The organism is Paenibacillus sp. P2(2022) (assembly GCF_029522175.1).
GTDB classification, from domain to species: Bacteria; Bacillota; Bacilli; order Paenibacillales; family Paenibacillaceae; genus Paenibacillus; species Paenibacillus polymyxa.
Genome location: NZ_JAKWFI010000003.1, coordinates 532584 through 557080, shown reverse-complemented (window position 1 = coordinate 557080; position 24497 = coordinate 532584). Strand labels below are relative to the sequence as shown.

31 protein-coding genes and 1 pseudogene are annotated in these 24497 nt (G+C 44.1%); 11 read left to right on the top strand and 21 right to left on the bottom strand.

The window, feature by feature from the left end:
- Positions 1–8 precede the first annotated feature (8 nt).
- Both MMB75_RS14290 and MMB75_RS14285 read right to left on the bottom strand, forming a co-directional pair.
- Entirely contained in the window at positions 9–1013 is a 1005-nt protein-coding gene (locus tag MMB75_RS14290) for a sensor histidine kinase (RefSeq protein WP_045244757.1), read from the bottom strand.
- Entirely contained in the window at positions 1006–1701 is a 696-nt protein-coding gene (locus tag MMB75_RS14285; RefSeq protein WP_016822550.1) for a response regulator transcription factor, read from the bottom strand. The genes MMB75_RS14290 and MMB75_RS14285 overlap by 8 nt, the downstream gene beginning before the upstream one ends.
- A gap of 165 nt (positions 1702–1866) precedes the next feature.
- On the opposite strand from MMB75_RS14285, the gene MMB75_RS14280 reads away from it, so the two are divergent.
- Entirely contained in the window at positions 1867–2496 is a 630-nt protein-coding gene (locus MMB75_RS14280) for a YfbR-like 5'-deoxynucleotidase (protein WP_019689016.1), read from the top strand.
- Positions 2497–2703: 207 nt separating this feature from the next.
- Here MMB75_RS14280 and MMB75_RS14275 read toward each other — a convergent pair whose 3' ends face one another.
- Positions 2704–3888: an RCC1 domain-containing protein gene (locus MMB75_RS14275; protein ID WP_045244756.1), complete on the bottom strand. Its 1185-nt coding sequence runs from the start codon at positions 3886–3888 to the stop codon at positions 2704–2706.
- A gap of 116 nt (positions 3889–4004) precedes the next feature.
- On the opposite strand from MMB75_RS14275, the gene MMB75_RS14270 reads away from it, so the two are divergent.
- Positions 4005–4496 carry a hypothetical protein gene (locus MMB75_RS14270; RefSeq protein ID WP_277508195.1) on the top strand — a complete coding sequence of 164 codons (492 nt, stop codon included), beginning with the start codon at positions 4005–4007 and terminating at the stop codon, positions 4494–4496.
- A gap of 48 nt (positions 4497–4544) precedes the next feature.
- Here the strand turns inward: MMB75_RS14270 and MMB75_RS14265 are convergent, their stop codons facing one another.
- Complete coding sequence (locus MMB75_RS14265; RefSeq protein WP_025675725.1) at positions 4545–5252, bottom strand: phosphodiester glycosidase family protein; 708 nt, start codon at positions 5250–5252, stop codon at positions 4545–4547.
- Positions 5253–5490: 238 nt separating this feature from the next.
- Here MMB75_RS14265 and MMB75_RS14260 point away from each other — a divergent pair, with 238 nt between their 5' ends.
- The gene (locus MMB75_RS14260) at positions 5491–6477 is read left to right on the top strand and encodes an aldo/keto reductase (RefSeq protein ID WP_025675726.1); all 987 of its coding nucleotides are present in this window, start codon (positions 5491–5493) and stop codon (positions 6475–6477) included.
- Positions 6478–6589: 112 nt separating this feature from the next.
- Here MMB75_RS14260 and MMB75_RS14255 read toward each other — a convergent pair whose 3' ends face one another.
- The 6 genes from MMB75_RS14255 to MMB75_RS14230 all read right to left on the bottom strand — a co-directional run bounded on the left by MMB75_RS14255 (position 6590) and on the right by MMB75_RS14230 (position 10546).
- A complete protein-coding gene (locus tag MMB75_RS14255) occupies positions 6590–6889 on the bottom strand; it encodes a spore coat protein (RefSeq protein WP_129550253.1) in 300 nt (99 codons plus the stop codon).
- Positions 6886–7098 (bottom strand): hypothetical protein, encoded by a 213-nt coding sequence (locus MMB75_RS14250; RefSeq protein ID WP_013373789.1) that lies wholly within the window; start codon positions 7096–7098, stop codon positions 6886–6888. The genes MMB75_RS14255 and MMB75_RS14250 overlap by 4 nt, the downstream gene beginning before the upstream one ends.
- 29 nt (positions 7099–7127) lie before the next feature.
- Positions 7128–8264, bottom strand: a complete 1137-nt coding sequence (locus tag MMB75_RS14245; protein WP_064962815.1) for a zinc-dependent alcohol dehydrogenase — start codon at positions 8262–8264, stop codon at positions 7128–7130.
- Positions 8261–8641 carry a spore coat protein gene (locus MMB75_RS14240; protein ID WP_064962865.1) on the bottom strand — a complete coding sequence of 127 codons (381 nt, stop codon included), beginning with the start codon at positions 8639–8641 and terminating at the stop codon, positions 8261–8263. The genes MMB75_RS14245 and MMB75_RS14240 overlap by 4 nt, the downstream gene beginning before the upstream one ends.
- A gap of 40 nt (positions 8642–8681) precedes the next feature.
- Complete coding sequence (locus tag MMB75_RS14235) at positions 8682–8933, bottom strand: hypothetical protein (protein WP_016324904.1); 252 nt, start codon at positions 8931–8933, stop codon at positions 8682–8684.
- A gap of 74 nt (positions 8934–9007) precedes the next feature.
- Positions 9008–10546 carry an FAD-dependent oxidoreductase gene (locus MMB75_RS14230; protein ID WP_277508183.1) on the bottom strand — a complete coding sequence of 513 codons (1539 nt, stop codon included), beginning with the start codon at positions 10544–10546 and terminating at the stop codon, positions 9008–9010.
- A 156-nt stretch (positions 10547–10702) separates the two neighbouring features.
- On the opposite strand from MMB75_RS14230, the gene MMB75_RS14225 reads away from it, so the two are divergent.
- Complete coding sequence (locus tag MMB75_RS14225) at positions 10703–11371, top strand: hypothetical protein (protein ID WP_064962813.1); 669 nt, start codon at positions 10703–10705, stop codon at positions 11369–11371.
- A gap of 221 nt (positions 11372–11592) precedes the next feature.
- Here the strand turns inward: MMB75_RS14225 and MMB75_RS14220 are convergent, their stop codons facing one another.
- From MMB75_RS14220 to MMB75_RS14210, 3 genes are all read right to left on the bottom strand, one after another.
- Positions 11593–11886, bottom strand: a complete 294-nt coding sequence (locus MMB75_RS14220) for a DUF1330 domain-containing protein (protein ID WP_013373783.1) — start codon at positions 11884–11886, stop codon at positions 11593–11595.
- Positions 11887–12025: 139 nt separating this feature from the next.
- Positions 12026–12397 (bottom strand): winged helix-turn-helix transcriptional regulator, encoded by a 372-nt coding sequence (locus tag MMB75_RS14215; RefSeq protein ID WP_277508179.1) that lies wholly within the window; start codon positions 12395–12397, stop codon positions 12026–12028.
- 208 nt (positions 12398–12605) lie between these two features.
- The gene (locus MMB75_RS14210; RefSeq protein WP_013373781.1) at positions 12606–13229 is read right to left on the bottom strand and encodes an acetate uptake transporter; all 624 of its coding nucleotides are present in this window, start codon (positions 13227–13229) and stop codon (positions 12606–12608) included.
- A 217-nt stretch (positions 13230–13446) separates the two neighbouring features.
- Here MMB75_RS14210 and MMB75_RS14205 point away from each other — a divergent pair, with 217 nt between their 5' ends.
- From MMB75_RS14205 to MMB75_RS14195, 3 genes are all read left to right on the top strand, one after another.
- Positions 13447–13803 carry a nucleotide excision repair endonuclease gene (locus MMB75_RS14205; RefSeq protein WP_016822573.1) on the top strand — a complete coding sequence of 119 codons (357 nt, stop codon included), beginning with the start codon at positions 13447–13449 and terminating at the stop codon, positions 13801–13803.
- A 111-nt stretch (positions 13804–13914) separates the two neighbouring features.
- Complete coding sequence (locus MMB75_RS14200; RefSeq protein ID WP_064962811.1) at positions 13915–14859, top strand: helix-turn-helix transcriptional regulator; 945 nt, start codon at positions 13915–13917, stop codon at positions 14857–14859.
- Positions 14860–14923: 64 nt separating this feature from the next.
- Positions 14924–15445: a DinB family protein gene (locus tag MMB75_RS14195; RefSeq protein ID WP_277508173.1), complete on the top strand. Its 522-nt coding sequence runs from the start codon at positions 14924–14926 to the stop codon at positions 15443–15445.
- Here the strand turns inward: MMB75_RS14195 and MMB75_RS14190 are convergent.
- From MMB75_RS14190 to MMB75_RS14175, 4 genes are all read right to left on the bottom strand, one after another.
- Entirely contained in the window at positions 15378–15914 is a 537-nt protein-coding gene (locus MMB75_RS14190) for a Crp/Fnr family transcriptional regulator (protein WP_277508171.1), read from the bottom strand. The genes MMB75_RS14195 and MMB75_RS14190 overlap by 68 nt on opposite strands.
- Positions 15915–15950: 36 nt before the next feature.
- On the bottom strand, positions 15951–16691 hold the full coding sequence (locus tag MMB75_RS14185; RefSeq protein ID WP_277508169.1) for an SDR family oxidoreductase: 741 nt from the start codon (positions 16689–16691) through the stop codon (positions 15951–15953).
- 28 nt (positions 16692–16719) lie between these two features.
- A complete protein-coding gene (locus MMB75_RS14180) occupies positions 16720–17298 on the bottom strand; it encodes a TetR/AcrR family transcriptional regulator (protein ID WP_277508167.1) in 579 nt (192 codons plus the stop codon).
- Positions 17299–17433: 135 nt separating this feature from the next.
- Entirely contained in the window at positions 17434–17979 is a 546-nt protein-coding gene (locus tag MMB75_RS14175) for a glutathione peroxidase (RefSeq protein WP_277508165.1), read from the bottom strand.
- A gap of 277 nt (positions 17980–18256) precedes the next feature.
- On the opposite strand from MMB75_RS14175, the gene MMB75_RS14170 reads away from it, so the two are divergent.
- A complete protein-coding gene (locus MMB75_RS14170; RefSeq protein ID WP_231124554.1) occupies positions 18257–18988 on the top strand; it encodes a YheC/YheD family protein in 732 nt (243 codons plus the stop codon).
- Between the two features lie 113 nt (positions 18989–19101).
- Here MMB75_RS14170 and MMB75_RS14165 read toward each other — a convergent pair whose 3' ends face one another.
- Entirely contained in the window at positions 19102–19812 is a 711-nt protein-coding gene (locus tag MMB75_RS14165; protein WP_064962806.1) for an SDR family oxidoreductase, read from the bottom strand.
- Positions 19813–19843: 31 nt separating this feature from the next.
- Positions 19844–20394, bottom strand: a pseudogene (locus tag MMB75_RS14160) (NAD(P)H-dependent oxidoreductase).
- 163 nt (positions 20395–20557) lie between these two features.
- On the opposite strand from MMB75_RS14160, the gene MMB75_RS14155 reads away from it, so the two are divergent.
- Both MMB75_RS14155 and MMB75_RS14150 read left to right on the top strand, forming a co-directional pair.
- A complete protein-coding gene (locus tag MMB75_RS14155; RefSeq protein WP_064962804.1) occupies positions 20558–20908 on the top strand; it encodes a winged helix-turn-helix transcriptional regulator in 351 nt (116 codons plus the stop codon).
- 155 nt (positions 20909–21063) lie between these two features.
- Positions 21064–21579 carry a DUF2798 domain-containing protein gene (locus MMB75_RS14150; RefSeq protein ID WP_025675731.1) on the top strand — a complete coding sequence of 172 codons (516 nt, stop codon included), beginning with the start codon at positions 21064–21066 and terminating at the stop codon, positions 21577–21579.
- Positions 21580–21639: 60 nt separating this feature from the next.
- Here the strand turns inward: MMB75_RS14150 and MMB75_RS14145 are convergent, their stop codons facing one another.
- Positions 21640–22380, bottom strand: coding sequence for an SDR family NAD(P)-dependent oxidoreductase (locus MMB75_RS14145; RefSeq protein WP_277508157.1), 741 nt, complete (start codon positions 22378–22380; stop codon positions 21640–21642).
- A gap of 160 nt (positions 22381–22540) precedes the next feature.
- Here MMB75_RS14145 and MMB75_RS14140 point away from each other — a divergent pair, with 160 nt between their 5' ends.
- Positions 22541–23428 (top strand): LysR family transcriptional regulator, encoded by an 888-nt coding sequence (locus MMB75_RS14140; RefSeq protein ID WP_064962802.1) that lies wholly within the window; start codon positions 22541–22543, stop codon positions 23426–23428.
- A gap of 45 nt (positions 23429–23473) precedes the next feature.
- Here MMB75_RS14140 and MMB75_RS14135 read toward each other — a convergent pair whose 3' ends face one another.
- On the bottom strand, positions 23474–24337 hold the full coding sequence (locus MMB75_RS14135; RefSeq protein ID WP_064962801.1) for an AraC family transcriptional regulator: 864 nt from the start codon (positions 24335–24337) through the stop codon (positions 23474–23476).
- Between the last annotated feature and the right edge of the window lie 160 nt (positions 24338–24497).

Here is a 24497-nt window from a genome sequence, read left to right as displayed (position 1 = left end):
CATCTCTGTCACATGCTCATCATACTTACGAAATCATTTCGTTTGGGGAAAATTAAAGTGAAGGTAGTACCCGTGTTCGGTTTGGAGTGCACATCTATATGTATGAGCAAGGACTGCGCTGCCTTTTTCGTTAAATATAACCCCATGCCTGTTGAAGTATGATCGGAATGTTGGGTCGTGGATGTAAAACCTTTCTCGAAAATACGAGGTATATCCTTCGGATCAATCCCACGCCCAAAGTCTTGAACCTCAAGCTGTATTCGATCCTTATGTTCATAGCTGTGAATGATAATATCACTGGCATCGCTATATTTGATGGCATTGGTTAAGAGCTGTCTGATGATAAAAGCTAGCCATTTGGCATCACTTAGCACTTCTATGTGCTCAAGTCGGATGTCAAAACCGATCCCTTTTTGGATGCACCATGACTGTAATGCTTTGATCTCTTTAAAAACCAGAGATTTTAAATCTACTTGCTCGACGTACAAATCGTTTTCAATAAAAGATATGCGCTTCTGGTGCAACTGTTGGTCCAGCAGTAAATGAATTCGCAGCCATTCATAAGTTAGCTGAGCCTTAAGAGATTTGTCATCCAGTCGCTCAATCATCAAATGCATAGCGGTTAAAGGTGTTTTCACCTCATGAATCCATGATAACAGTTCATCCTTTTCGTGTTCCAGAGTCAATTGATTTTGCGAGATCATCTGTTGTAGTCGTTCGGTCTGATGGACAATTTTGTGTTCAATGATTCGCTCAAATGGACTTTCAGGTTCGCCCATTCCGGTTAATTGGAGAGGCCCCTCCCATTCTTCCAAGGCCCTATAGAACTTGGTTTCCTTGGGATAGCGAACGATTAAAAAAACCAGGAAAACCAACATAGATAAGAAAACGACATACAGGATCGGCATTAACGGGATGGCCGTATCCACATAAGCAATGAGAAGGATCAGCATTTGTTGGCATACAAAAAGTAGAATCCAGCTCCGCCTCTCTGTAAGGTATTTTTTAATCATAGGCAGGTGCCTCTTCTGTAGCCATGTAGCCTTGCCCCACTTTTGTTTCAATGAAACAGCCCAAATCCAACTCGTCCAATTTTTTACGCAGGCGGTTCAAGTTGACGGTCAGGGTATTGTCGCTGACAAAACGTTCATCATCCCAGAGGCTTTTAATTAATTCCTCTCGTGTGACAATTTTATTTTTTTGTTCAATCAGCAGCTTCAAAATAAAAATCTCGTTCTTGGTTAATTCGATGGAGCCAGCCTCATTGGCTACTACATTTTTTTCATAATCGACCGTCGCTCCACGCCATGTTTTCAGGGAAACAGGTTCGGTATTGTAATTATATACACGGCGAAGTGTCGCTTGTAATTTTGCAATCAGTACATCAAAATGGAAGGGTTTTTGGATAAAATCATCCGCTCCAAGCTGCATTGACATTACTATATCTGTAGGGTGATCCCGCGATGATAAGAAGATAATCGGGACGTTAGAGTGGGATCGAATCATTCGACACCAATGAAAACCATCAAATTTCGGCAATTGAATATCAATCACGACCAGATCGGGCTTTATCGTTGTGAATTCTTGAATGACTTTACTAAAATCCCGGATGCCGTACACATCATAGGCCCATTGAGTTAACCTGTCCTTTATTTCATGGAACAAAGTTTCATCATCTTCAATCAGCAAGATTTTAAACAACGATTTCACCACTTTTAACTTTTTTATATAAAGTGTATAGCAAAATTTGTTTATGTGCTATATGTGAAAGAATCAACTTGATATTGCGATAATCTGCTGTTAATAGTTGAGGTTTATAGTTGGTTTATATCTACTATTTCATACCGTTAAAGGATGGATGTATTGATGGGAATTCACACCTATTTTCGATCGCTAAATGAGTTGGAGAGAATTATTCGTTGTCCAGGCAAGTTTAAATTCGAGGAACATAGTGTATCGGCTCATTCCTGGAAAGTAGTACAATATGCCAAAACCCTGGCTGATATCGAAGAGAGAAACGGCCTCAATATTGATTGGAAAAAGCTATACGAGATTACCAGCAGTCACGATTACGGCGAGATTTTTATTGGAGACATTAAAACGCCTGTTAAGCATTCCTCCAAGGAACTACGGTTATTAATCCAGCAAGTCGAAGAGGGTATGATTGAGTATTTTATAGAAGAGAATATTCCCGAGGATTTTAAAGCCATTTTCCGCAAGCAGCTAAGAGAAGGTAAAGATGATTCTGTTGAAGGCTTAATTTTAGAAGTAGCGGATAAAATGGATCAGGTGTATGAAGCGTTTGCCGAACTTCAGCGGGGGAATACCGAAAAGGAATTTATCGTGATGTATCGCAATGCGCTAGTAAAAATCAAAAATATTAATTTGAAATGCGTTGAGTATTTTTTGGAAAATATCCTGCCGGATATGGTTAAGGAAGAAACGCCTTCATCCATTGATATTAAAAAGATCACGGAAGAGGCCTTAGCTCTGTAAATGAATTTTCTCGCCGTCTTTCAGAAGCCGCGAAGCGCTTCTGTTCATACATAACAATAGTGTGGATGTAATTAAGAAGCTCAAGCTCATAAATGTGAACATAAAAAGCAACAAGTAGAGTTGATGAACTGCTACTTGTTGCTCTTTTGGATTCGATAATCATAAGAGACTATGCGTATTTCTTGAACAATATACTAAAAATATTATTTATTTCGAAAATGGATTAGGGAAATTGGTTTTAGTGGCTGCATTTTGTTGCTTGGTATTGCCAATGCCCAGTTCACCATTTCTGTTAAATCCCCAGGACCAGACTGTTCCATCGGCTGTCAAAGCATGCGAATGGTTGCCTGCTGCACTGAAAGCGACTACATCGGTTAGAGGCGTATTCATCTCATCTACAACCTGAGTCGGGACTTTAATCGAAAACACATCAGTCCCATCACCTACTTGTCCTTCATTATTGGTTCCCCACCCCCAAAGGGTTCCGTCATTTTTCAGTGCGAAAGTTTGGGTTTTGCCTGCTTTCAGTCTATTTACATCGGAAATATTAATCAATACGGGGGATCTTCTAAAGGTAGAGGTTCCATCCCCCAGCTTACCCGAAGTATTGCTACCGGAAGCGTATACTTCTCCGCTATTCGTTAACACATAAATGCGGTCAGCTCCAGCGGTAAAGTTTTTGATATCATCAATTCGGTATTGAACAGGGGTAAGCTGGTTTTCTTTATCATCCTGTCCCAGAGCGCCATCAAAGCCACGTCCCCATACCCATAACTGATTGTTTTTGTCCAGAGCGGCGCCAAAGCTATCACCAGCGTCAATGGCTACAATATCTTCTAAGCCTTGTACCTGAACAGGCTTAACGGAAAAGGCGGAAGCCCCTTTTGTGCCAATGCCCAGTTGTCCAAAATTATTTTCTCCATAAGCCCACACCGTGCCGTCGTTTTTGAGGGCAAGCGTAAATTGACCTCCCGCTCTCACTTCCTTAACATGATCAATATATTTGTTTTTCACAGGGACTCTTGCTGTATCCCGCTTGTTCCCGGTCCCTAGCTCGCCGTAACTTGCAAAACCCCAAGACCAGATCGTTCCGTCTTTTTTGAGCAAGGTTGAGTGCAAATCACCAGCATCAATCATAGCGATGTCAGATACATCTGCTTGCATCGGACTTGTTTTATTATTCCCTCCGCCATTGCCTACACCGAGCTTGCCATTGCCGTTACTTCCCGTTGCGTAAAATGAAGATCCATCTTCCATGGCCAGAAAAGCGTTAGTGGTCCCTGCCGAGAGCAAATGATCGTAATTTACAGTAGAATCAGCGCTTGCCGTAATAGAGCTTCCTACTAGAAGTGTTGATGCAGTGAGGACTGCTAAACCGAGTTTTTTTAACATATAATTGCACACCTTTCAGAATGTAATAGATAAATACAGATTAAAGCAACCAAATTGTTCCTGTTTGCGTCGTAATAATGAATATATTCTTTAAACCAGATTCGGGAGGATCACTTATGAAAAATAGAGCTTCTGCTCTTGTTTTTGCCTTGCTTGCGGCAGCTTTACTGCCTGCATGTTCTACAAAAGAATCGGCTACGCCGGTTAACAAATCTAATGGAGCGGTGGTTCGATCTATTTTTGACTTGGATCATCTGGAAAGTACAACAGTATATACAGGGCGTGCCAAGATCGAAAGTATTGAAAGGATTAAAAAAGAAGTAGAACAACCCTTAGCAGCCCCTACCATGGACTATTTGATCCGATTTGAACGGCCTGTTCAATTTGCTAGAGAACTACCCCAAAGTGATGATCCAGCGGAAAAACCTATCCAATCAGTCTATATATCTATCCCAGATACACATATTTATAAGCAGATGGATGGTCAGCGGAGGCAATTAATCCGTCCGGCAGAATTACAGGTGGGGCAATCCATTGAAGTCTCCTATGTGTACCCTGCAACACCTGTTTTCCTAGCATTGGAAGTGGTCGTGCTGGATGATTTGTAGAGGAGGCCAGTAAGGCCTCCTTACTCCTATGGAAGCACGTCATAAGGCTTAGGTGATGTTAATAAGTTTCACCATGTTGTAGATATAACGTGTTTGCTCATATTTGACCATAGTGCCTGCAGAATTTTTGACCTGAATGCCGGACGAGCCTCCACCATCCAGAAGAATGGCTTCGAAGCAATCCTGCTTGATAAAATAGTTGCGAAGTTGTTTCAGCGTCGCATTTTCATGAACAACCAGGTAGACCTGCCAAATGTTATTGACGACTTTGAAGCCCAAGCCTGTCCGTCCGATGGATTCGGTGTATCGCAAGGTTCCGTTCAGATCGAAATTTTCAATCTCTTTCAGCTCCTTGAGCCATACTTCTTCCTCATTCTTCAATGATAGACTACCGCCGCTAATAATGGATTTGTACTTAATGGCCGTTCCCATTTGTTTTTTGAGATCCGCCACACTTGAAGTACGGGTAATCCCTATTTTTGTTTTGTTGCTTTCCGTAAAAATAAATGCAGTACCTCGACTATTCTCTTTGGCATTTGCCTTAATATCGTGAGTGTTATTAGGTGTCACCGCAATGGATAAACCTTGAGTCGGCGGTTTTGTGGTGCTGATAGGGTAAAAGAAGCCCCCATTAATCCCGTAATCGGTTTGCTGTGTGATCCGGCTTCGAATATTTTTATTTTGGATATTCGAAGCTGGCGTAATGATCACATGGAAACCATCAGACGTTTTGGTGTAAGAGTAGTTTGCTGGCATGGGAAACCTCCAATTAGATGATTTTGAAACAGAATCTCGCGCGATAATTCGTTTCTCATATATATAGGAAATTTACAGCTGTCTTTTACAACCCGGAAATCAAATTTTTCTAAAAAAATTTGAAACATCATATACAAGAAACCACTTGACTTAAAGTTAACTTTAAGTAGTAACATACTGGGTGTGACGTGGTGATTAGGAAATACGTAACTATTCTGACAATTTGGGAGTGATAGAATTGAAAAAGAAACAACTGGGTAACAGCGAGCTTCAAGTATCTGCACTGGGTCTGGGCTGCATGGGAATGTCCGAGTATTATGGTGAGTTGGATGATCAGGAATCGATCAAAACGCTTCATCGTGCGTTGGAGTTGGGGATCAACTTCTGGGATACAGCCGATGTGTACGGTGTGGGGAAAAATGAAAAACTGATCAGTCAAGTCCTGCGCAGCTACCGGGATGAGGTAGTGTTGGCTACCAAATTCTCCATTATGCGCGGAGAGGATGGGGGATTCCTGGGTGTCAGCGGTCGTCCTGAATATGTAAAACAGGCATGTGATCGCAGCCTGCAAAGATTGGGTGTAGATGTCATTGATTTGTACTATCAGCACCGTGTTGACCCGAATGTGCCTATTGAAGAAACAGTAGGGGCGATGAGTGATCTGGTTCAAGCGGGAAAAGTCCGCTATCTGGGGCTATCCGAAGCGTCTCCTGCACTGATCAGACGTGCTCACAAGGTACACCCGATTACAGCGTTGCAAACAGAATACTCCTTATGGAGCCGGGAAGCGGAAGATGAGGTTATACCCACATGTAAGGAGCTGGGCATCGAATTTGTGGCCTACAGTCCACTGGGCCGCGGCTTTTTGAGTGGGCAAATTCAGAAGTTTGATGATTTTGCAGAAGATGATTTCCGTCGCACGGTGCCGCGTTTTCAGCCTGAGAATTTTCAGAAGAATCTGGATCTCGTGCAGCATGTTAAGGATCTTGCGGCTCAAAAAGGAGTCAAGCCTTCTCAGCTTGCTTTGGCCTGGCTGCTTGCACAAGAGGGAATTGTACCGATTCCCGGCACCAAACGGGTCACGTATTTAGAGGAAAATGCAGGAGCAGTGAATGTGGGCTTGTCCGCAGAGGAAATGGAGACTATTAACGCCATTATCCCCAAAGGAATGGCAGCGGGCCTTCGTTACCCGGCAGAGCGGATGCCAAATTGGCAAGCGGAATAAGACCACGAAATAACCCCCAAAGTCGTCTTTAACGCCAATCAGCGCGACGGACGGCTTTGGGGGCTTTATATATATGCAAGAACGTGCTTCGTATAATGCCGAAGGCATCCTTTTACAAAACAGGAGCTTGCAATGCGGTATTGATATTTTGCAGATCCATCGACAGCTGCTCGTTTACGTTCCATGGGTGATACCAGCCGCGTTCGATCATATACGTTGAAATTTGCTCATGCATATCAATAGCTTCATCCAGTTGTTTTATAAGCATAGCCTTAATTTCTGGAGTTCCCGCTTCCGTTACAGCCATAGCGTAATTTCTCACACCACTTTTGGCGGTGTTTAAGAAATCGGCAGCAATCACTTGGTCGGTTAAAATATTTAGTCCGGTCAAATGCTCCAAGAGTATGTTCATTGTTTTACCTCCTGTGATGACGAGGCTTGATTTAAAATGTTACCCAACTCTTGCAATTGGCGTGTTGTTAGGTCAACGTCCTTTTGCAATATAGCTTTGAGAACCGGATCAGAGATCAAGGCTTGCATGGTTTTAGATTTGGTAAGGCACACTGTTTTGAATGCTGACAATTCATGGACTTCAAGTGTTTCGTGCAGGCCATACACCATACGACATTTGCCTCCAGTCCAATATATGGTTAAGGTTTAAGTACAACTTTGATGCAATTGTCTTGTCTGGTATCGAAAATTTCATACCCCCGTTTGGCATCGCTTAGCGGAATAACGTGTGTGACAACGTCCCCAGGGTCAACCTTCCCCGTATCGATCAGCTCATACATATAAGGCATATAGTGAATCACAGGAGCCTGTCCAGTACGCAAATTAACATTTCGCTGAAAAATGTCTCCCAGAGGAAAACCGTTATATCGACCGCCGTATACCCCGGTAACTTGAATGGTGCCGCCTTTGCGGACAGCCTGTGTAGCTATGACCAGCCCTCCTAAAGCTCCACCGTGAAGCTTAAGCCCGGAAGCCAAGGACTCCAGCGGAGACATTTTGCCGCTCATGCCGGAGCAGTCAATAACTACGTCCGCGCCTCCTTTGGTTATTTCCTTGAGGTAGTTGCCGACGTTTTCTTGCGATTCCACATTCACGATCTCCACGTGATTGGTGCGCTTCGCGTGTTGCAGACGATAATCGAGATAGTCTGCCGCAATGACTCGTTTTGCCCCTTTGAACCAGGCGAATTTCTGCGCCAACAGACCTACCGGCCCGCAGCCTATAACAATGACCGTATCCCCGTCCTTCACTCCGGCGTTATCGACACTCCAGAATGCAGTCGTCATGGCATCAGCAATCAGGCAAAGCTTCTCGTCAGGATGTTCACAACTCTCCGGAATTTTGAAGTGAGTGAAGTTGGCAAAAGGTACACGCAAATATTCAGCTTGTCCACCTGGATATCCCCCAGTTGTTCCGGAATAGCCAAAGAAAGCGCCCATTTCTCCATGCTCATTCGAATGATCACATTGGCTTTCCAATTGGTTTTTACAATAAAAGCATTCACCGCACGCGATGTTGAACGGAATGATCACGCGGTCTCCCTTTTTCAATTTGGTTACGCCGCTGCCGACTTCTTCTACAACCCCCATCGGCTCATGCCCAATTACATAATCTTCTTGTAGATTCGGAATCATTCCATGAATGAGATGCAGATCTGAACCACAAATAGCGGTTGTTGTCAGTCTGATAATCGCATCATCGGCTTTTTGAATACTCGGGTCCGGAACATCTTTAACCACAACGTTTTTGATACCTTGGTAGGTCACTGCTTTCATGCCCGGTTTCCTCCCATATGTTCGTCCGGCGTGCGATCAAACATACCTTTTCGAGAGGTATCGTCTGGGAACAGTTTCATCTTGCTAATGTCCACCGTCTTATTGGCTGACAGTTGATCCAATTGATATTGCTTTTGCAGATCATAGGGATGAAACCATTTTTTTCGTACCATAAGATCGGTAACTTCCTGATGGAGCGCAATGCCTTGATGCAGTTGATTGCGCAATAGGGTTCTGGCATCGCTAGAGACAGTTTCTGTCAAAGCTATTGCTGTGTTCCGAACCCCTTCCTTGACGCGAACCAGAAAATCCATTGCAAGTGTCGTGTCTGCCATTTCCGGCATATTTAATGAGTTTTTTGGGTCCACATAATCCATTTTAGCGGACTGGGTCTGGTTAGGTGTCACATCATTCACCTCAATTTAAAATTGGTGTGGGGCGGAAGTCAGGAACAGGCGCTTGAAACGGTGCTTTAGCATAGATTGCTTGCAAATCGGCAATAGCCTGAATAGATTGCTGAACATCTTTTTCCATTAAATCCTTTAGCTCTTGATCGAATACTAAGCCCTGCATTAATTTGGACTTTGCTAAACATAACGTTTTGAAGTTAAGCACTTCATGGATCTCTAGGGACTCATGCGCCGCTAATGTAGGCTGTTGGCTTATCATAGGCTCACCTTTCTTTTATGATTCTAGAAGGTATGTTGTCCAGCCATAACTAGGTTTATTCCGAAAGGATCGTGCTATTCGGCTTCAACCTTGCCAAGTGCTTTTTTAGCGGGTCCTTCAATTACTTCGCCTTGATATGAAAAGCGTGAGCCATGACATGGGCAATCCCATGTTCTTTCGGCCTCGTTCCAGTCAACTTCACAGCCCATATGGGTGCACGTAGTGTCCACCAGGTGCAAAGCTCCTTGTGGGTCTCGATAGGCGCCCGCTCTTTTGCCGTTTACCCGGACGACTGCCCCTTCGTCTTGCTGGAGTTCTTCGGCTTTTTTATAGCTGATTTCCAGCTTACCGGCAATCAAGTGCTTCGCCACATTCGCATTTTGTGTTACAAATGTTTTAATGTCAGGGTCTGCATGAAATCTTGAAGGGGAGAAAAGATCCTGATACGGGCTTTCCCTTCTGGTAATCAGATTCGTATTTAATAAAGCCGCCGCGACACTTGTGGTCATCCCCCATTTTCTATAACCCGTAGCAACGAGGATGTTGGAAACATCGGATAGTTCCTGCCCAATATAAGGGAGCTTGTCTAACGAGTACAGGTCCTGGGCCGACCAGCGATAGACAATTTCCTTTAATCCAAATGTTTGCTCTGCGAACTTTTCTAAAGCTTCATAGTATTGAAATGTGCAGATTCCTTGACCCGTTTTGTGGCCTTCGCCACCGACGATGACCATCGGTTCACCGTTTATTAGTACAGAGCGAAGCGAACGTTTGGGGGTTTCCGCACTTAGGTACATACCACCCGGATAGGTTTTGTCCGTCTTGACCGCTAGTACATAAGACCGCTCGGCATGCAATCGCGCAAAATAAAGACTGTTTGGATCATTGAACGGAAAATGAGAGGAGGATACGACATAGTTGCAGGTAATCTTGTGCCCGTCGCTTGTATTAATAATAGAGGGGGTTCCTTTATCCACACCCACAACGGTGGTCTGTTCATAAATCTTCCCGCCTTGCCGGATGACTTGATTGGCTAGATACCTTAAGAAAGGAATCGGATTAAACTGAGCTTGGTTTTCCATCATAATAGCTGCTTTAGTTGAAAAGGGCAGAGGCGTTTGTTCGACATAACTTCCCGGGATGCCAAGTTCCTTGTAAGCTTTATATTCGTCGTTGATTTTTTCCACATGCGTATCCGCACATGTATAAACATAGGCATCTTCTTCTGTGAATTGACAATCGATATGATACTCTTCTACCGTTTGTCTGATGAATTCAAGAGCATCGCGGTTAGCTTCATAATAGAGTTGGGTTTTCTCTTTACCAAAATGTGAGAGGAACTCGCTATAGATCAAATCATGTTGTGCGGTAATTTTGGCGGTGGTATGGCCCGTTGTTCCATGAAGTATCCGCCCTGCGTCAACGACTGCGACGTTTAGTCCTTTTTTAGAAAGTAAATAAGCAGTGGTAATACCGGTGATCCCCGCACCTACAATAGCAACATCCACCTGAATATCTTCATTAAGCTTGGGGAAATTGGGGACGTCAGTTGAAGCTAACCAATACGATTCTGGAAATTGCGGGAAGGTCGTACGACACTCGTCTTGTTTCATTTTCACAAGCACCCCTTTGATTACAATTATTGTATACATTGTTATCATTGTATGATTTTATATACCCAAAAAAGGGATACTTTCAGCCAGCTTTCATCTTGTTTTCAGCTTGACCGGGTACAATCAAGGCAATTTTCCCGGGGAGGATGCATAACAATGAAAACAAAGATGAAAAAGACGGTTTGGATTCCGGCAATCATCGCAGTTACGGTAGCGGCTCTACTCGTAATCTACTATTACTACATGTCCTCGGTTTCCGGCGGCAAGCCTGGCATGCGACCTCCGGGAGGCGGCAGTGTACCAGGGCACATGGGCGGACGTCCCGGCGGAAAAGGTGGTGGGGGAAACGGGGAAATATTTAATACCTTGGGCACGATCTCCGTTTTTCTTGGGGCGGCCTCTTTCTGTTGGTTCTGGTTTAAGAAGAAACTGAGATCGCCGTCAATGTTGGTTCGAAAGGCCGGAAAGTTGTTTCACTCCTTGCATAAACTGCTGGGTTGGGCGACCTTGATTCTTATTGCCGTTCATGGCGTCTATTTCCTGATTACCAAATTTCAAGATCACAAAACCTACTCCGGCCTAGCAGCCTTTGCTATTATACTGGCAATCTCCGGGTACGGCTTCTATATTAATAAAGTACGTAACAAGTGGATGCGAACCATCCATCGTATACTTGGACTGCTGTGGGTTCCCGTGCTGTTGCTACATGTAGGCGGAACAGTAATTATAGCGGTCATCGCCACTCTTGCCATGGGGGTACTAGTCTGGACACTCGACAGAATGGCGGAAAAAACGATGAAGCCTGTCGCAGGGGACACTCTGTAATTTTATGGAATGGTGTTACCTTCATGTGGAGGAGAACAAGATGCTGGCGGAGGCGGTTGATATATTGGTTGCGGTTACATTCTTTACGTTGTATTACAAACTCCTACGTTCTTAATAGGACGTAGGAGTTTGTTTTATTTAATGAGTATGAAATAAAACAAGCTAGTTACCTAATTCGAGTGCGAATTGTCCTAGTATATGAAAAGTAGCAGAACAGAAGTTTATGCTCTTCCGTTAACCAGAATAACGTTAGCTTGAGTTCCTGATTGACGCAGCTTAATTAAGGGCGCGTAGTCATCGGAATAATAGAACTGCTTGGCAGCCTCGTAAGTCGGGAATTCGTGAACTACGACTATTGACGGCTTCCATGTGCCTTCCAGTGTCTCGGGCTGTGGATCTAGCGTAAGGTTGCGGAATCCCGGAACTTCCTGCAGCAGCGCATCTGCTAGCTCTGCGTATTGTTTGAAAACAGCTTCTTCCTCTACTTTTATATCTACGATAACATATGCGCTCATATCCATTCTCCTCTGTATGTCGGACGGTGATCATACGTCCTAGGATTTCGCCGGCGAGCATCTTTAGCTTAATCCGACACGCGGAGATTGTAAATTAGGCACTTTTTTTATCCTCAGTTTCATTTATTACACCGGTTCGTTATTTCAGGTTTGAAAAGTCGGAGAGATGATGCTCGGCCTGAAACCGTTCTCCCCAAGCCTTCATTTGGGTGAGTATTGACTCAAGCGAAGCTCCGAGCGGGGTTAGCGAGTATTCCACTTTAGGCGGAACAAGGTGATGAACTTCACGGTGAATGAGATTGTCTGCTTCTAACTCTCGTAGTTGGAGGGTCAGCATTTTTTGAGTGACCGTGGGAAGTGCCCGCCGCAGTTCTTGAAACCGCTTAGTTCCACCCAGCAATTCGTACAGAATGATTCCTTTCCACTTTCCGCCGATAATGCTCAAGGTTACTTCCACCGGACAGCCTTTAGTCGGCGTGCAATTAACTCCATTGTTCAGCCGTTTTCTCAACGATATCATCCCCTTTCACTTTGTTATTATACCAATATTATACTTGGCAGTTTAGTTCAGATACAGCGATCCAAGGCAGCACTTGACTTCAAGTTAACTTTAATAAGCAGCATCTAGTAGCAAGCCGAGTAATTCCAGCCTTATATCCCCAAAGCTGTCTTAACGCGGATCGGCGCGAAAGGTGGCTTTGGGGGGCATACATATGCAGCTAAGGACGTGGTTTGAAGATGCCGAAAGGACGTCCTACAGGCAGGAATGTACGGCCAAAATGTGCATTCAGAACAGCAGCTCCTGTACCGTACAGCGAGAGTAGACCAATGCCCATTTCAGCATAAGCAGCGATGGTGTGGAACACCTCTGGGGCAATGCCGAATGCATCGAAGCTAAGGCCGAGGAACAGAAAATCAATCAACACAAAAATAAAAAATAGAACCTTGTGCGTCTCCATGGCTCCAATGGTCATGAAGAGCGTAAAGATGAGATAGCCGGCAAAGGCAACGCCGAGCTGCCTACCATCCACCGCTGATGCCAGCTCTGAGCCGAATACGCCCATTTTAATCATCCAGCTACTAGCTACGGCTAACCAGAAGAAGGCGTAAGCGCCAAATGCCGTCATGCCAAAGGTGTTGTTATGCTTTGCATCCTGAATGCAGGCAAACAGCTGTGCAAAGGCACCCAGGAAGATAGCCCAAGGAATAATAAAGCTCAAGCCCTCGGTGAGACCAAGCTTTTGGGATGAAGCTACAAGCGTTACAATGGCCAAGCCAAACAGGCCGATCGCGCTCGGATCGGCCGTTATGATTTTTACGTTAGAATGAGATTCATTTTGCATGAAAAAATAGAAGCCTCCAATAATATTTAAGTACGTGTCAATCTGCCGATGCCAGAATCACACTGACATATTGTAACGGAAACCAACCTACTCCGCATAGTAGGGAAATCATAAAATTCCTCCCGATCTGTTAGTAATGGGGCAAGAATTTATGGAATGGTGTTACCTTCATCTTTGTGGTAATATTTACACCTATATAGAATGAGGAAGTGACATAGTGATTAATATAACGATTCCAACTCCGGATATCACAATTACCAAACAGGTTAACCCTGAGCTCAGCCATATTTATGGATTTACAGATTTCCACCTGATTCCTAGAGATAAGGCTGGTATCTTTATGTTCTACAATGCACAGGAGGAATTACTGTTCGTTGGTAAAGCAAGGAAGTTAAGACCCAGAATCAAAAAGCATTTTGAAGATAACGTATCGCCGATCAAGGCTAATCGGAACGAAGTGGCGATTATTGAGGTCTGTATTGTGGAAGATGCGGTAGATCGTGAAATTTATGAAACCTACATCATCAATTCGCAAAAGGCTAAATATAACGTTGAAAAAGTGTTTTTTAAGTAAAGAAGCAACTACGTCTTATAAAAAAAGAGCAATAAGCCGCAGTCGTGCACTGCCCTTATTGCTCTTTTAAATTCGTGCATTTAGATCCTCTCAAGGACGGGGCGATATAGTATGAACAAAACCGACCGCTTGCTGGCTATCTTGCTAGAGTTACAACGTAAGGATATTATACGGGCCGAGGATTTAGCGGCGATTTTCGAAACGAGTGTGAGAACGATCTATCGGGATATTCAGGCTCTCAGCGAATCGGGCGTACCGATTGTAGGAGCACCGGGTATTGGATATTCTTTGATGGAGGGATACTTCCTGCCTCCTGTAAGCTTTACTGTAGAAGAGGCTGTAGCGCTGCTAATCGGAACAGATTTTGTCGAACAAAAATTTGATACAGACTATGGCATGAAGGCGCAAACTTCACGCAGAAAAATCGAAGCTATTTTACCAGAGAGCGTTCGCAGGGAAGTTGCCCAGGTGCGAACGACTATCAGACTGCTGGCGGTGGGTAAAGGAACAAACCATACAGAGAAAGCCTATTTGGAAACGCTGCGCATCGCTGTATTGGCTAAACAGAAGGTTCGGTTTGGTTACTCCAAAAAAATGCCAGAGGCTGACGGGAATCGCCAAAGCGTACGTGTGGTCGCTCCTTATGGTCTGGTACTACTTCATGGTTCGTGGGTTTTGATTGGACAATGCGAATTGCGGCAACAGCTGCGCCATTTCCGTTTGTCGCGTATGAACGATCTGATCATGCTGGAGGACAGTTATCAGTTGCCTATTGATTTTAATTTGCAGGATTACAAGCAATCCGATGACCGCCACATAAATGTTCACATACAAGTCCGTTCGGATATTGTAGATAAAGTGAAGGAAGCGAACCATTTTTACATGGAGTCCATGGAGGAGCGTGAGGATGGAATCCATGTATTTTTCCGTGTTAGACACCCAGAGGAATTACTATCATGGATACTTGGTTGGGGTGCAGATGTGGTAGTGCTGGAGCCTGAATCGCTTCGCGAGCGTGTCCGGACAGAAGTGGAAAAAATGTTGAAATGCTACTGACATAATGCTGTCAGTAGCATTCTTGTATAGTAAAGCTACTTTGATAGAGAGGGGCATCTACTATATGAATACAAGCGAAACATTACAGCGTTTTGAAGAGACGGCACAGCACTATATTCTTGAATTGGACAGCTTTAGCCTGGAGCAATTGCAGTACACACCGCAGGAGGGACAATGGTCGCTTGGACAAATGTATCTTCATTTGGTGAACTCTGCTCTTTATATGCATCTTAGGAATATAGATCTTTGTCTACAGTCTAATGGAGAAAAAGGGACTAAAACGGAGGCGGGCACAACCGCATTTAACTTGGGAAGCTATCCACCCATACGTATTCAAGTCCCACCATCTCCGCAGTATACTCCCCCCCAACCGACGAGCAAAGAAGAGATTGCAGAAGGATTAAACGTGGTGATCCGTAAAATGAGAGAGATTGAGCCAACCGTTGAGAAATCAACAGGGTCGTCTACTTCTCCTCATCCCGGATTTGGCGCGTTGAATGCGGGAGAGTGGTTTAGACTCATCGAGATGCATTATCGTCACCATCTTTTGCAGATGGAGCGCCTGAAGCACGCAATAGCCGGTTGATCGTCTCCCGGCGTAGCCCGATGAACTGTCCGATTTCCTCCTGCGTCAATACGTCTGTTAACGTAGCGGGTGCGATGTAGGAGTGAAACCAGCGTTGAAGCTTCCGAAGCTTCTCGGCAGGCGATACCTCTGTGAGCTGGTCAATTCGTTGCTGCATCATGCGTAGCTTATCCTGTAGCTGCAAAGCGATGGCTCGACATTGAGCCGGGTCTTGCTCCAGCTTCAGGTACCATTCTTTTTGCGACAGAACCTCAATCTCTGAGGTGACCAGCGCCATCGCGGTACCATAATAGGGATTGGGGCTGATGAGGGAGTGGTGCGGGATGATTTCATCGGGCACAATTACATTAACTAAAATTTGCGAGCCGTCTTCATGGACTCGGATAATTTTTAACAGGCCGCTTTTTAAGTGATATAAAGGGCCAGTTTCCCCTTGTCGAAATAAGGTCTCGCCTTTGTGTAATATCATGAACGTGTATAGCCTCCATTTCATGTATTCCAGCTTTTAGATGAACCCGCCATTGACGCGGATGGTCTGTCCGGTAACCCACTGCGATTTAGCGCTGACCAGAAACTCAATCACATCAGCGATATCTTCCGGTTCACCGAGACGACCCATAGCATTCATTTTCTTCATGCCTTCGATCTGCTGCTCTGTTTTTCCTGCTTGAAAAAGCTCTGTGTTGACAGGGCCGGGAGCCACGGCATTGATCGTAATTTGTCTGCTTCCGAACTCTTTGGCTAGCTGACGGGTAAATTGCTCCACCGCGCCTTTCGTTCCCGCATACACGCTATAAGCCGGAAACATTTGTCCGATCACGGACGTGGACAGATTCACGATTCTTCCGTAGTTCTCCATGTATTTCATCGCTTGCTGACAGGCAAAGAAGGTACCTTTTACATTCAGCGCGAATTGTTGGTCAAAATCAGCTTCGGTCACCTCAGCCAGAGGTTTGGTAATCATCAGCCCGGCATTGTTAACCAGAATATCTACTTTGCCGAATTCAGCAATCGTATTGGTAAATAAGGCCTCAATATCGCTCATCTTGCTCAGATCAGCGTGGAGAGCCAGGGCTTTTCCGCCTTTTTGAATAATGCCTGCTACAACTTCTTTAGCTCTATCCGGACTGTTGGCATAATTGACAACTACAGCAGCACCTAGATCAGCCAGCTGCTCAGCAATGGCACGTCCAATTCCCCTGGATGAGCCAGTGATAATTGCTATTTTCCCATCCAAATGCTTCATATGTGCTCAGCCTTCTTTCCAAATATTTTTAAGATATCCCTTTTTCTAAAAGCATCCACACATCTGAAAACTCCCGATCAATCGCCGGACTCTTCCATTCGTAAGCATGTGCGGGATGATGAAAACGGGCTGTGGCATAGAAAAGCGTACGCGCCAGTTGGATCGGCTGATCCGCTGTGATGCCCCCGCGCGCAATAATATCAGCGAGCTGATCCACAATGTGGGCGATATGCTGGTCGATTAAATCCGCGGCTTGCTCGGTGACCCGGGTATACATCCCGAACATTTCCTCGTCATCGCGGGCATAATACTGCTTAAGCTCAATCAAGGTCTGTATATATCGTTTTAAGTGCGGTATTCCTAGCACAGATGAATCCTGGCATATCTCCGTCAATGGATCAATAATCTTTTCATTTAGCCATTTTTCGGTCACACCTTCAAGAAGCTCGGCTTTACTTTTAAAGTGTCGGTAAATGGTGCCATGACTTACTCCCAATACTTTAGCAACATCCGTCACGGAGCTTTTGGCTACACCAAATCGCCTAAGTGTGTCTTCTGTCGCGATAAGAATCTGTTCCTTGGTCAGTATATCTGAGGATTTTTCCATAGAGACACGGCTGACTTACCGTGCGAGTCACCTCCTTGAAGTCAGGATAACACAAAGAGTATCAAATGACAAATATTCGTTTTTGTCATTTGATACTCATTTTTTTAAAAGAATCCAAAGAAGTGACCAGAAAAACTACAATAGCGATTCGATGACAGGATCAATAGCACAGGGCGCTGTTGTTACTTCAAATCTGCCTTTTACATGGCCATCACGGTTAATCAGGAATTTGGAAAAATTCCACTTGATACCGTCGCCGACGTATATTTCTGGATATTTATCCCGTAAGAAATCATCCATCCATTGACCGTCTTTGGTCTGGGTATCAAAGCCTTGAAAAGGTGACTGTTGGGTCAGATATTGAAATAAAGGATGAGCAGATAAACCTCTTACATCCGTCTTCTCAAATAGTGGGAAGGTTAATCCATGGTTATTTTGGCAGAATGTCTGAACCTCCGAATTGCTACCCGGCTCTTTTTCATTGAATTGGTTACAAGGAAACGCAAGGATTTCAAAACCTTGTTCCCTCCGTCTTTCATAGAGCTTTTGCAGATCAGCGAATTGACTGGAGAAGCTACACATGCTGGCAGTGTTTACAATAAGGAGAACCTTACCTCTATAGTTTGAGAGTTTAATCGGTTTCCCGTTGATTAAGGTTGCTTGAAAATCATAAACAGACACGTTAACATTCCTCCTCACGTTATTTTATACACATCGTATATCCAGAATTGCTATTGGTCTAATATATTATTGGAATCAACTTTATAGGCATTTACAATAACCCCGTCATGTAAAGATACATTGTACATCTATCTTTTGAAATCAAAGAAGGCTCGACATAGGAAATAGGAGATTTGCTTCTTACATAGCAAACTGTGGCATTCGCCGTTACCAAGATAGAATATAGATGCATATTCATGTAGTGTGTGCAAAAACCCAACAGAATCGAGGGATATTCGTGCCCATTGGAAAGATGATTCAATACAAGGAAATGCGACAACATCCCATTTTACGCTCGCACTTGCCCGAAACCCGCTGGATTACGAATGCAAGGACTTTACGGATGCTGGATACCTATCGCACAGTCTTTATCAAGCCTAATTATGGGAGTGGGGGAACCGGCATCATACGCGCGAAAAAGGTAGGGAGGAGATATGAAGTTCGTTGCGGCTCCAGTCGCAGAGTCGTTAGATCCCACGCCGTAAGAAGAGCAATTAGAAGCTACCGAAGACCTCATCGTCGTTATTTGGTACAGCAAGGACTCAAGTTAGCCAAGTACAAAGGTTCGATTTTTGATGCTAGAGTGTATATGCAAAAGCCAAACTCGGAATGGGTTATCTCAGGGGTAACCGGTCGTGTCGCTGCACCCCGAAAAGTGGTTACCAATTATCGGAAGGGAGGACATGCGGCGCCGTTATCCAAAGTGCTTTTAAGGGTTTTTAAAAATGACAGAGCAAAAATGAAAGAGATTTTGGACCAGATCATCGAGCTTTCTAGAATTATTGCCGACACGATTGACAAAAATCATCCGGTTCGCGAGCTGGGCATCGATCTTGCTGTTGAGAAGAGTGGCCAAATCTGGATTATCGAGGCCAATCCGCATCCCGGACATATGTTATTCAGGCAGCTCCCTAATCATAAGATGATTCGCAACATTTTGAGAAACAAACGTCGTATTCATCATCATTAGGATAAAGTGTTTTAAATCATTTATGAATAAGATAAGGAGGAGAACGCCCAAGCAGAGGTGCGGGAGCGTTCTCCTCCTTTTGTTGTATGACTGATCGATCTTAGCCAAAGCTTTTATGTTAAAATGTGCCCGCCATCCACATGGAGGACTGTCCCGGTCACAAACTGATTTTCAATCAAATAAAGTACGCCTCGTGCCACATCCTCCGCAAGTCCAACTCGTTTCACAGGAAGCCTATTCGCCACCGTACCATAGAATTGATTACGCGTGTTTTCAGACATTTTACTGCGGGAAGGTGTATCAATAATGCCAGGGGAGACGACATTCACGCGAATAGGAGCAAGCTCTAACGCCAAAGTCTGACCAAGATTCGAAACTGCTGCATTCACAGCCCCAAGCGCTGAGGACCCGACCATCGGTTTGTATGCCACCACTCCTGAAAATAAGGTAATGGAACCCTGGGTTGAGAGTTGAGAAGACCCATATTTAGCTGCATAATACTGGCCCCAGAACTTATTTTCGAATAGTTTGCGGGCATCTGTCGTTTCCGATTGAAGGAATGATCCACCTGATGTTTCTGCCGCGCTCACTACAAGATGGTCATAGGAGCCCACTTTTTCGAAGAAAGACTTTACCTGCTGCTCATCTGTCGTGTCCAGCACATATATTGTTGCACGAGGGCCCAGCATCTCTTTGGCCTTGTGCAATTTATCTTCAGAGCGGCTGGCAATAATCACTTCTCCTCCTAACGAAATGATTTGCTTAGCTGTTTCTAAACCAATACCTGAACTTCCACCTATAATCACAATCTTTTGGTTTTGCAAATGAATCCCTCCTATAGTTTAGCTGGATTTGTTACTCATGGAATACGTCTTTCAAATGAACTGCGAGATCAGTAATAAACTGAGATATATTCGGGTTTTTAATGACGTCGTAGCATGCAAAGCTTTTTAAGGGCTCCATACCGAGAAATGCATGTGCAGAATGCAAATGACGGAGTGCTGCCTCTAGGCCATTGCCCTTAAAAAATTGAGTTGGATCATTAAAGGCTTTTTCTGGAGCATTCCAGGTCGTTGAGAACATATATTTCTTATTGGTTAATAAACCTCCGCCCCCATATGTGCGAGAACCCGTAAAGAATACACCGTAGGCATAGACCTCATCCATATAGGTTTTTAATAATCCAGGAACACTGAACCAATAGATAGGTGTTTGGTAAATGACTACATCCGCCCAAATAAATTTTTCCTGTTCCTCGCTGATGGTATAACCATTCTGAACAGAAGTTGTCTTAATTTTGTTCTCTTCGCTTAAGAGACGCACCATATGGTCCATCAATGATTGGTTCAGATTTCTTCAGAAGAGTCATATTTTTCGTGACCATTAATGATTAATATATTTTTCAACTCTTCACCTCCTCGTAGTAGAGAAAACGTTATTAGCTACGACGATATTGTATATGTAGTAAATTCATTTATGGAAGTAGTGATATTTAATTCATATAGTTTCCTAAAGGAAACTATTGTGATACCATTGGGTTTAGCAGATTTTTTTGTGGAGGGAGTTCCTATGCATGTCCCAGAACCTATTGAATTGACGAAAGGAATACCAGGCCAGCCGTGCCCTATTGCCCAAACGCTTGATTTAATCGGAACCAAATGGACTTTTTTAATTATTCGTGACCTTCTGATCGAAGGAACACTGAGATTCAGCCAGCTTCAGAAATCCATGAAAGGAATTAGTCCCAAGACGCTTTCTCTGCGCCTAAGGGAACTCGAAGACAACGGTCTATTAGAAAGAAAGGTTTATCCGGAGGTTCCCCCGCGGGTTGAATATTCGTTAACGGAAAAAGGGAAGCGCCTGGAAGGTATTTTTATTGAGCTGAAGAGATTTGGCTTAGATTTAAAAGCAGATCATTGAGGATTTAACTGAAACATGCAAGGTATCGTTGAGATGAACGATGCCTTTTTTGTGTTCTAAAAGAGAGTGTCTATCGAATTGTTCACAAAATGTTCACTTATGTTCGGGTTTCGACTATTTATATAATTAGCAAAGCAAAAGAAGGGATGATGGAATTGCCAACAACGAAGAAAGAAAATTTTTATTTTGGTTTAATGATGTGCTTGGGGATGGTCGTATTCATGACATTGTATAATCTATATACAAATGGCTTGATTGGCACCATGTCTCTAAAGGCAATGCTTCTTCAATTTATTTTATGTTTTATCACTGCTTTCGTATTGGAATTATGTATTGTCGGTCCAGTAGCAAAGAAAATAGCCTTCTCATTACCGTACGACAAATCCAAAAGGCTATTTGTAATTCTATCCCTTTCATGTTGTATGGTCATTGGCATGGTTCTCTGTATGTCACTTTATGGTTTGGGGACGGCTTACTTTTTTAATAGTCTTTCAGAAGGCTCATTATTTAAAAATTACTTGTCTTTAGTTGTTAAGAATTTTGCGTTTGCTTTTCCTCTACAGCTCTGCATTGTAGGGCCGCTTGTTCGCTATTTATTTGTTAGATTCGTGAAAGGTACAAGTATGGGGATGCCATTAGGCAAAAACGTAGTTAACGACGGTATTCGATAGCTCAACAGCCGCCTTCTGTCTGAGAAGGCGGCTTGTTTTTTACCCAGAAGCTCAGTACCTTTATAGCGTTTGTCCGCTGTCTACCGTAATGATCTGGCCTGTCATGGCTTCCTGTTCCAAAGCAGAGCAGACCATGCTAGCAATATCCTCAGGTGTGGAAATGCGCTGTAGCAGCAGATGAGGAGCCAATTGTTTCATTTGTTCTTCCCTACCTGCCCACCATCTTGTCGCCACCGCGCCTGGCACGATGCAATTGACTCGAATATCAGGGGCCAGGGATCGTGCTAACGATTTGGTCAGCCCGTGGACGGCTGCTTTGGATACTGCATAGGGTAGTGAGGAACCTAGCCCTGTTTGTCCAGCTATACTTCCCAGATTGACGATAGCTCCTTGTTGACGATGCCTCATATAAGGAGCTACGGCTCTAGCACAGTAAAACATGCCTTTCACATTGACATCCAAGAGATCATTCCACACCTCTTCCGTAACGGCCTCTAGATCGTCCATTGGAATATGATGTGTAATGCTGGCGTTATTCACCAGTACATCAACCGTGCCGTATTGCTGAACAATCTGCTCGACCATATCCCGAACTTCCCGATCTTGGGAAACATCTGCCTGTAATGCAATTGCACTTCCTCCCTGTTCAAGTATCATACGTACGGTTTCCTCTGCATCGTCTTTAGAACGGGAATAGTTTACGACTACCGTAGCCTTTCGATCTGCTAATTTTATACATATCGCTCTCCCAATTCCTGTACCGCCGCCTGTAACTAGGGCTACTTTTTGATGTAAATCCATGTATATCCGCTCCTTAGCCAACTCGTTAGTGTTGTGTGAGAAAAGTAATAAAATCTGTTATGGATCATTGTAGAGGATGTATTATATTTTGTATAATTGAATTAACTGAACTTGTAATTCAATAAAACTGAATTTAAACAAGCGACTTGGGAGTAGGAGAATGGATATTAAAGCACTCAAAACATTTCAGATGATTGTGAATTACGGGAGTTTTATGCGTGCGGCGGAAGCGTTGAATTATGCGCAATCCACTGTGACGATGCAAATACAGAAGCTGGAATCCGATCTAGGAGTTCAACTAATTGAGCGGGGCAAGAAAATAAAGTTAACTGAAGCTGGCAGGATGTTTTATGAGCAAAGTTTGCCCATTGTAAAAGACATGGAGCAACTGCAGGAAAATATGGAGAACCTGCAAAGGGGAACCGCAGGTGACATTCGTATAGGAGTGACTGAACCGACCGCCAGTTACCGACTGCCCGAAATTTTAAAACGATTCTTAAACCATTACCCTCACATTCGGGTTTCTGTTGAGTTTGGAAATACACCTACATTAAGCGAGCGTATTCTCCAAGGGGACGTGGACATCGCATTATGCTCTGCTCCCGATTTGGGTACAGAGCTATATTTTGAACCCTTATTTAAGGAGAATTTTGTAGTTTTGATGCCTGAACATCACCCTCTTGCAGAAAAGGAGTGCATTGGACCCGCAGATTTACAGGGGCATCGCCTACTTATTACGTCATCCATCTGTCCTTATCGGCGCAAACTTGAAATGGTCATGAAAGAATATGGAATAACTACGTTAGACACGATGGAAATTGGCAGCATGACGGCTCTAAAATCTTATGTAGAATGTGAATTAGGGATTGCCCTTGTGCCCCAAATTCTAGTCCATCCTGTCCCGGCAGGAACAGCAGTGAGGCAATTAAGCGGCAGCTTGATCGATATGACCTTTGGTCTTCTTTGTAAAGCAAACGAGGCACCGCTGAAGCTGGCAAGCTCAAGGCTATATTCTGTGTTAAAGCAGGAGCTTGGGCAATTGTCGTGAGCATACGATATCAAACCGACTGCAATAGGCAGCCGGTTCGTTTGTTTATTTTTTCGTAATCGGAATCCATACTTCACTTCGGTATTCCTCAGCATGAGTATCTCCCATGGTATATACTTCTAGCTCAGGCCCGCCTGAGTGCTCATAGTTGCTGGCAGGGAACCATTCCTGGTAAATTCTTTGCCATACCTTCTGGATCGAGTGAGGCATAGGACCGATGGATGTAAACACGGCCCAGGTTGCAGCCGGGATGGTTCTGGCTTCTAATCCGTTCGAGGCTGCTACGTCTTCATTGCCCTCTGCGGCGATAAGGTAGCTAAACGTTTCCTCACCGTGCTTCATGTCCAGACATATACCGAGGATATCATCGCCTGTCCCCAAGGCATGAATGCGATCCGATGTGCCATCTGCGTTAAGTTGATCCCAGAATTTTGGGATTTCCCGAAGGTTTTCACCGTTCTTAGTAGTAACTTGAATGGACTTCCCAATGACCGTAAAGGCCGCCTTCTCTACAATTTTATAATCCATTTCCTGATCTCCCTTCAGTGATAGATGGAAGGTGATGCGTGGAAAGGCTTTCAGGTTCACTCCCGGGTTTCTGGCCTCAGAGGGAGAAATACCGTGTACCTTTCGGAACGCTTTAGAAAAAGATTCGGGGGAATCATATCCGTACTTGAACGCAACATCTAGTACTTTGGTGGTAGAAAGACTCAATTCCTGAGCAGCCAGGGTCAATCGACGTTTGCGCACATATTCTGCTACCGTAACGCCAGTCAGCATATAAAACATCCGTTGAAAATGAAAGGGCGACGAGTAGGCCGCCTTTGCAATTTCATCAATATCGAGGGGCTGCTGCATTCTTTCTTCCATTAGATCGAGTGCGTTCTTGATCCGAAGCAACCATTCCAACTACATCACCTTCCTTGGTTGTAATCATATCATTCACGGTGTCCGTCATCCTGTCTTTGCGTGCTTTTGTCGAACAGGATATCATCAGCCTGCCCCTTGTGTTCATAATTAAAATTTGGGACAATACAAGAAGTGTTTGAATAGCGCAGAGCGCTCAAAC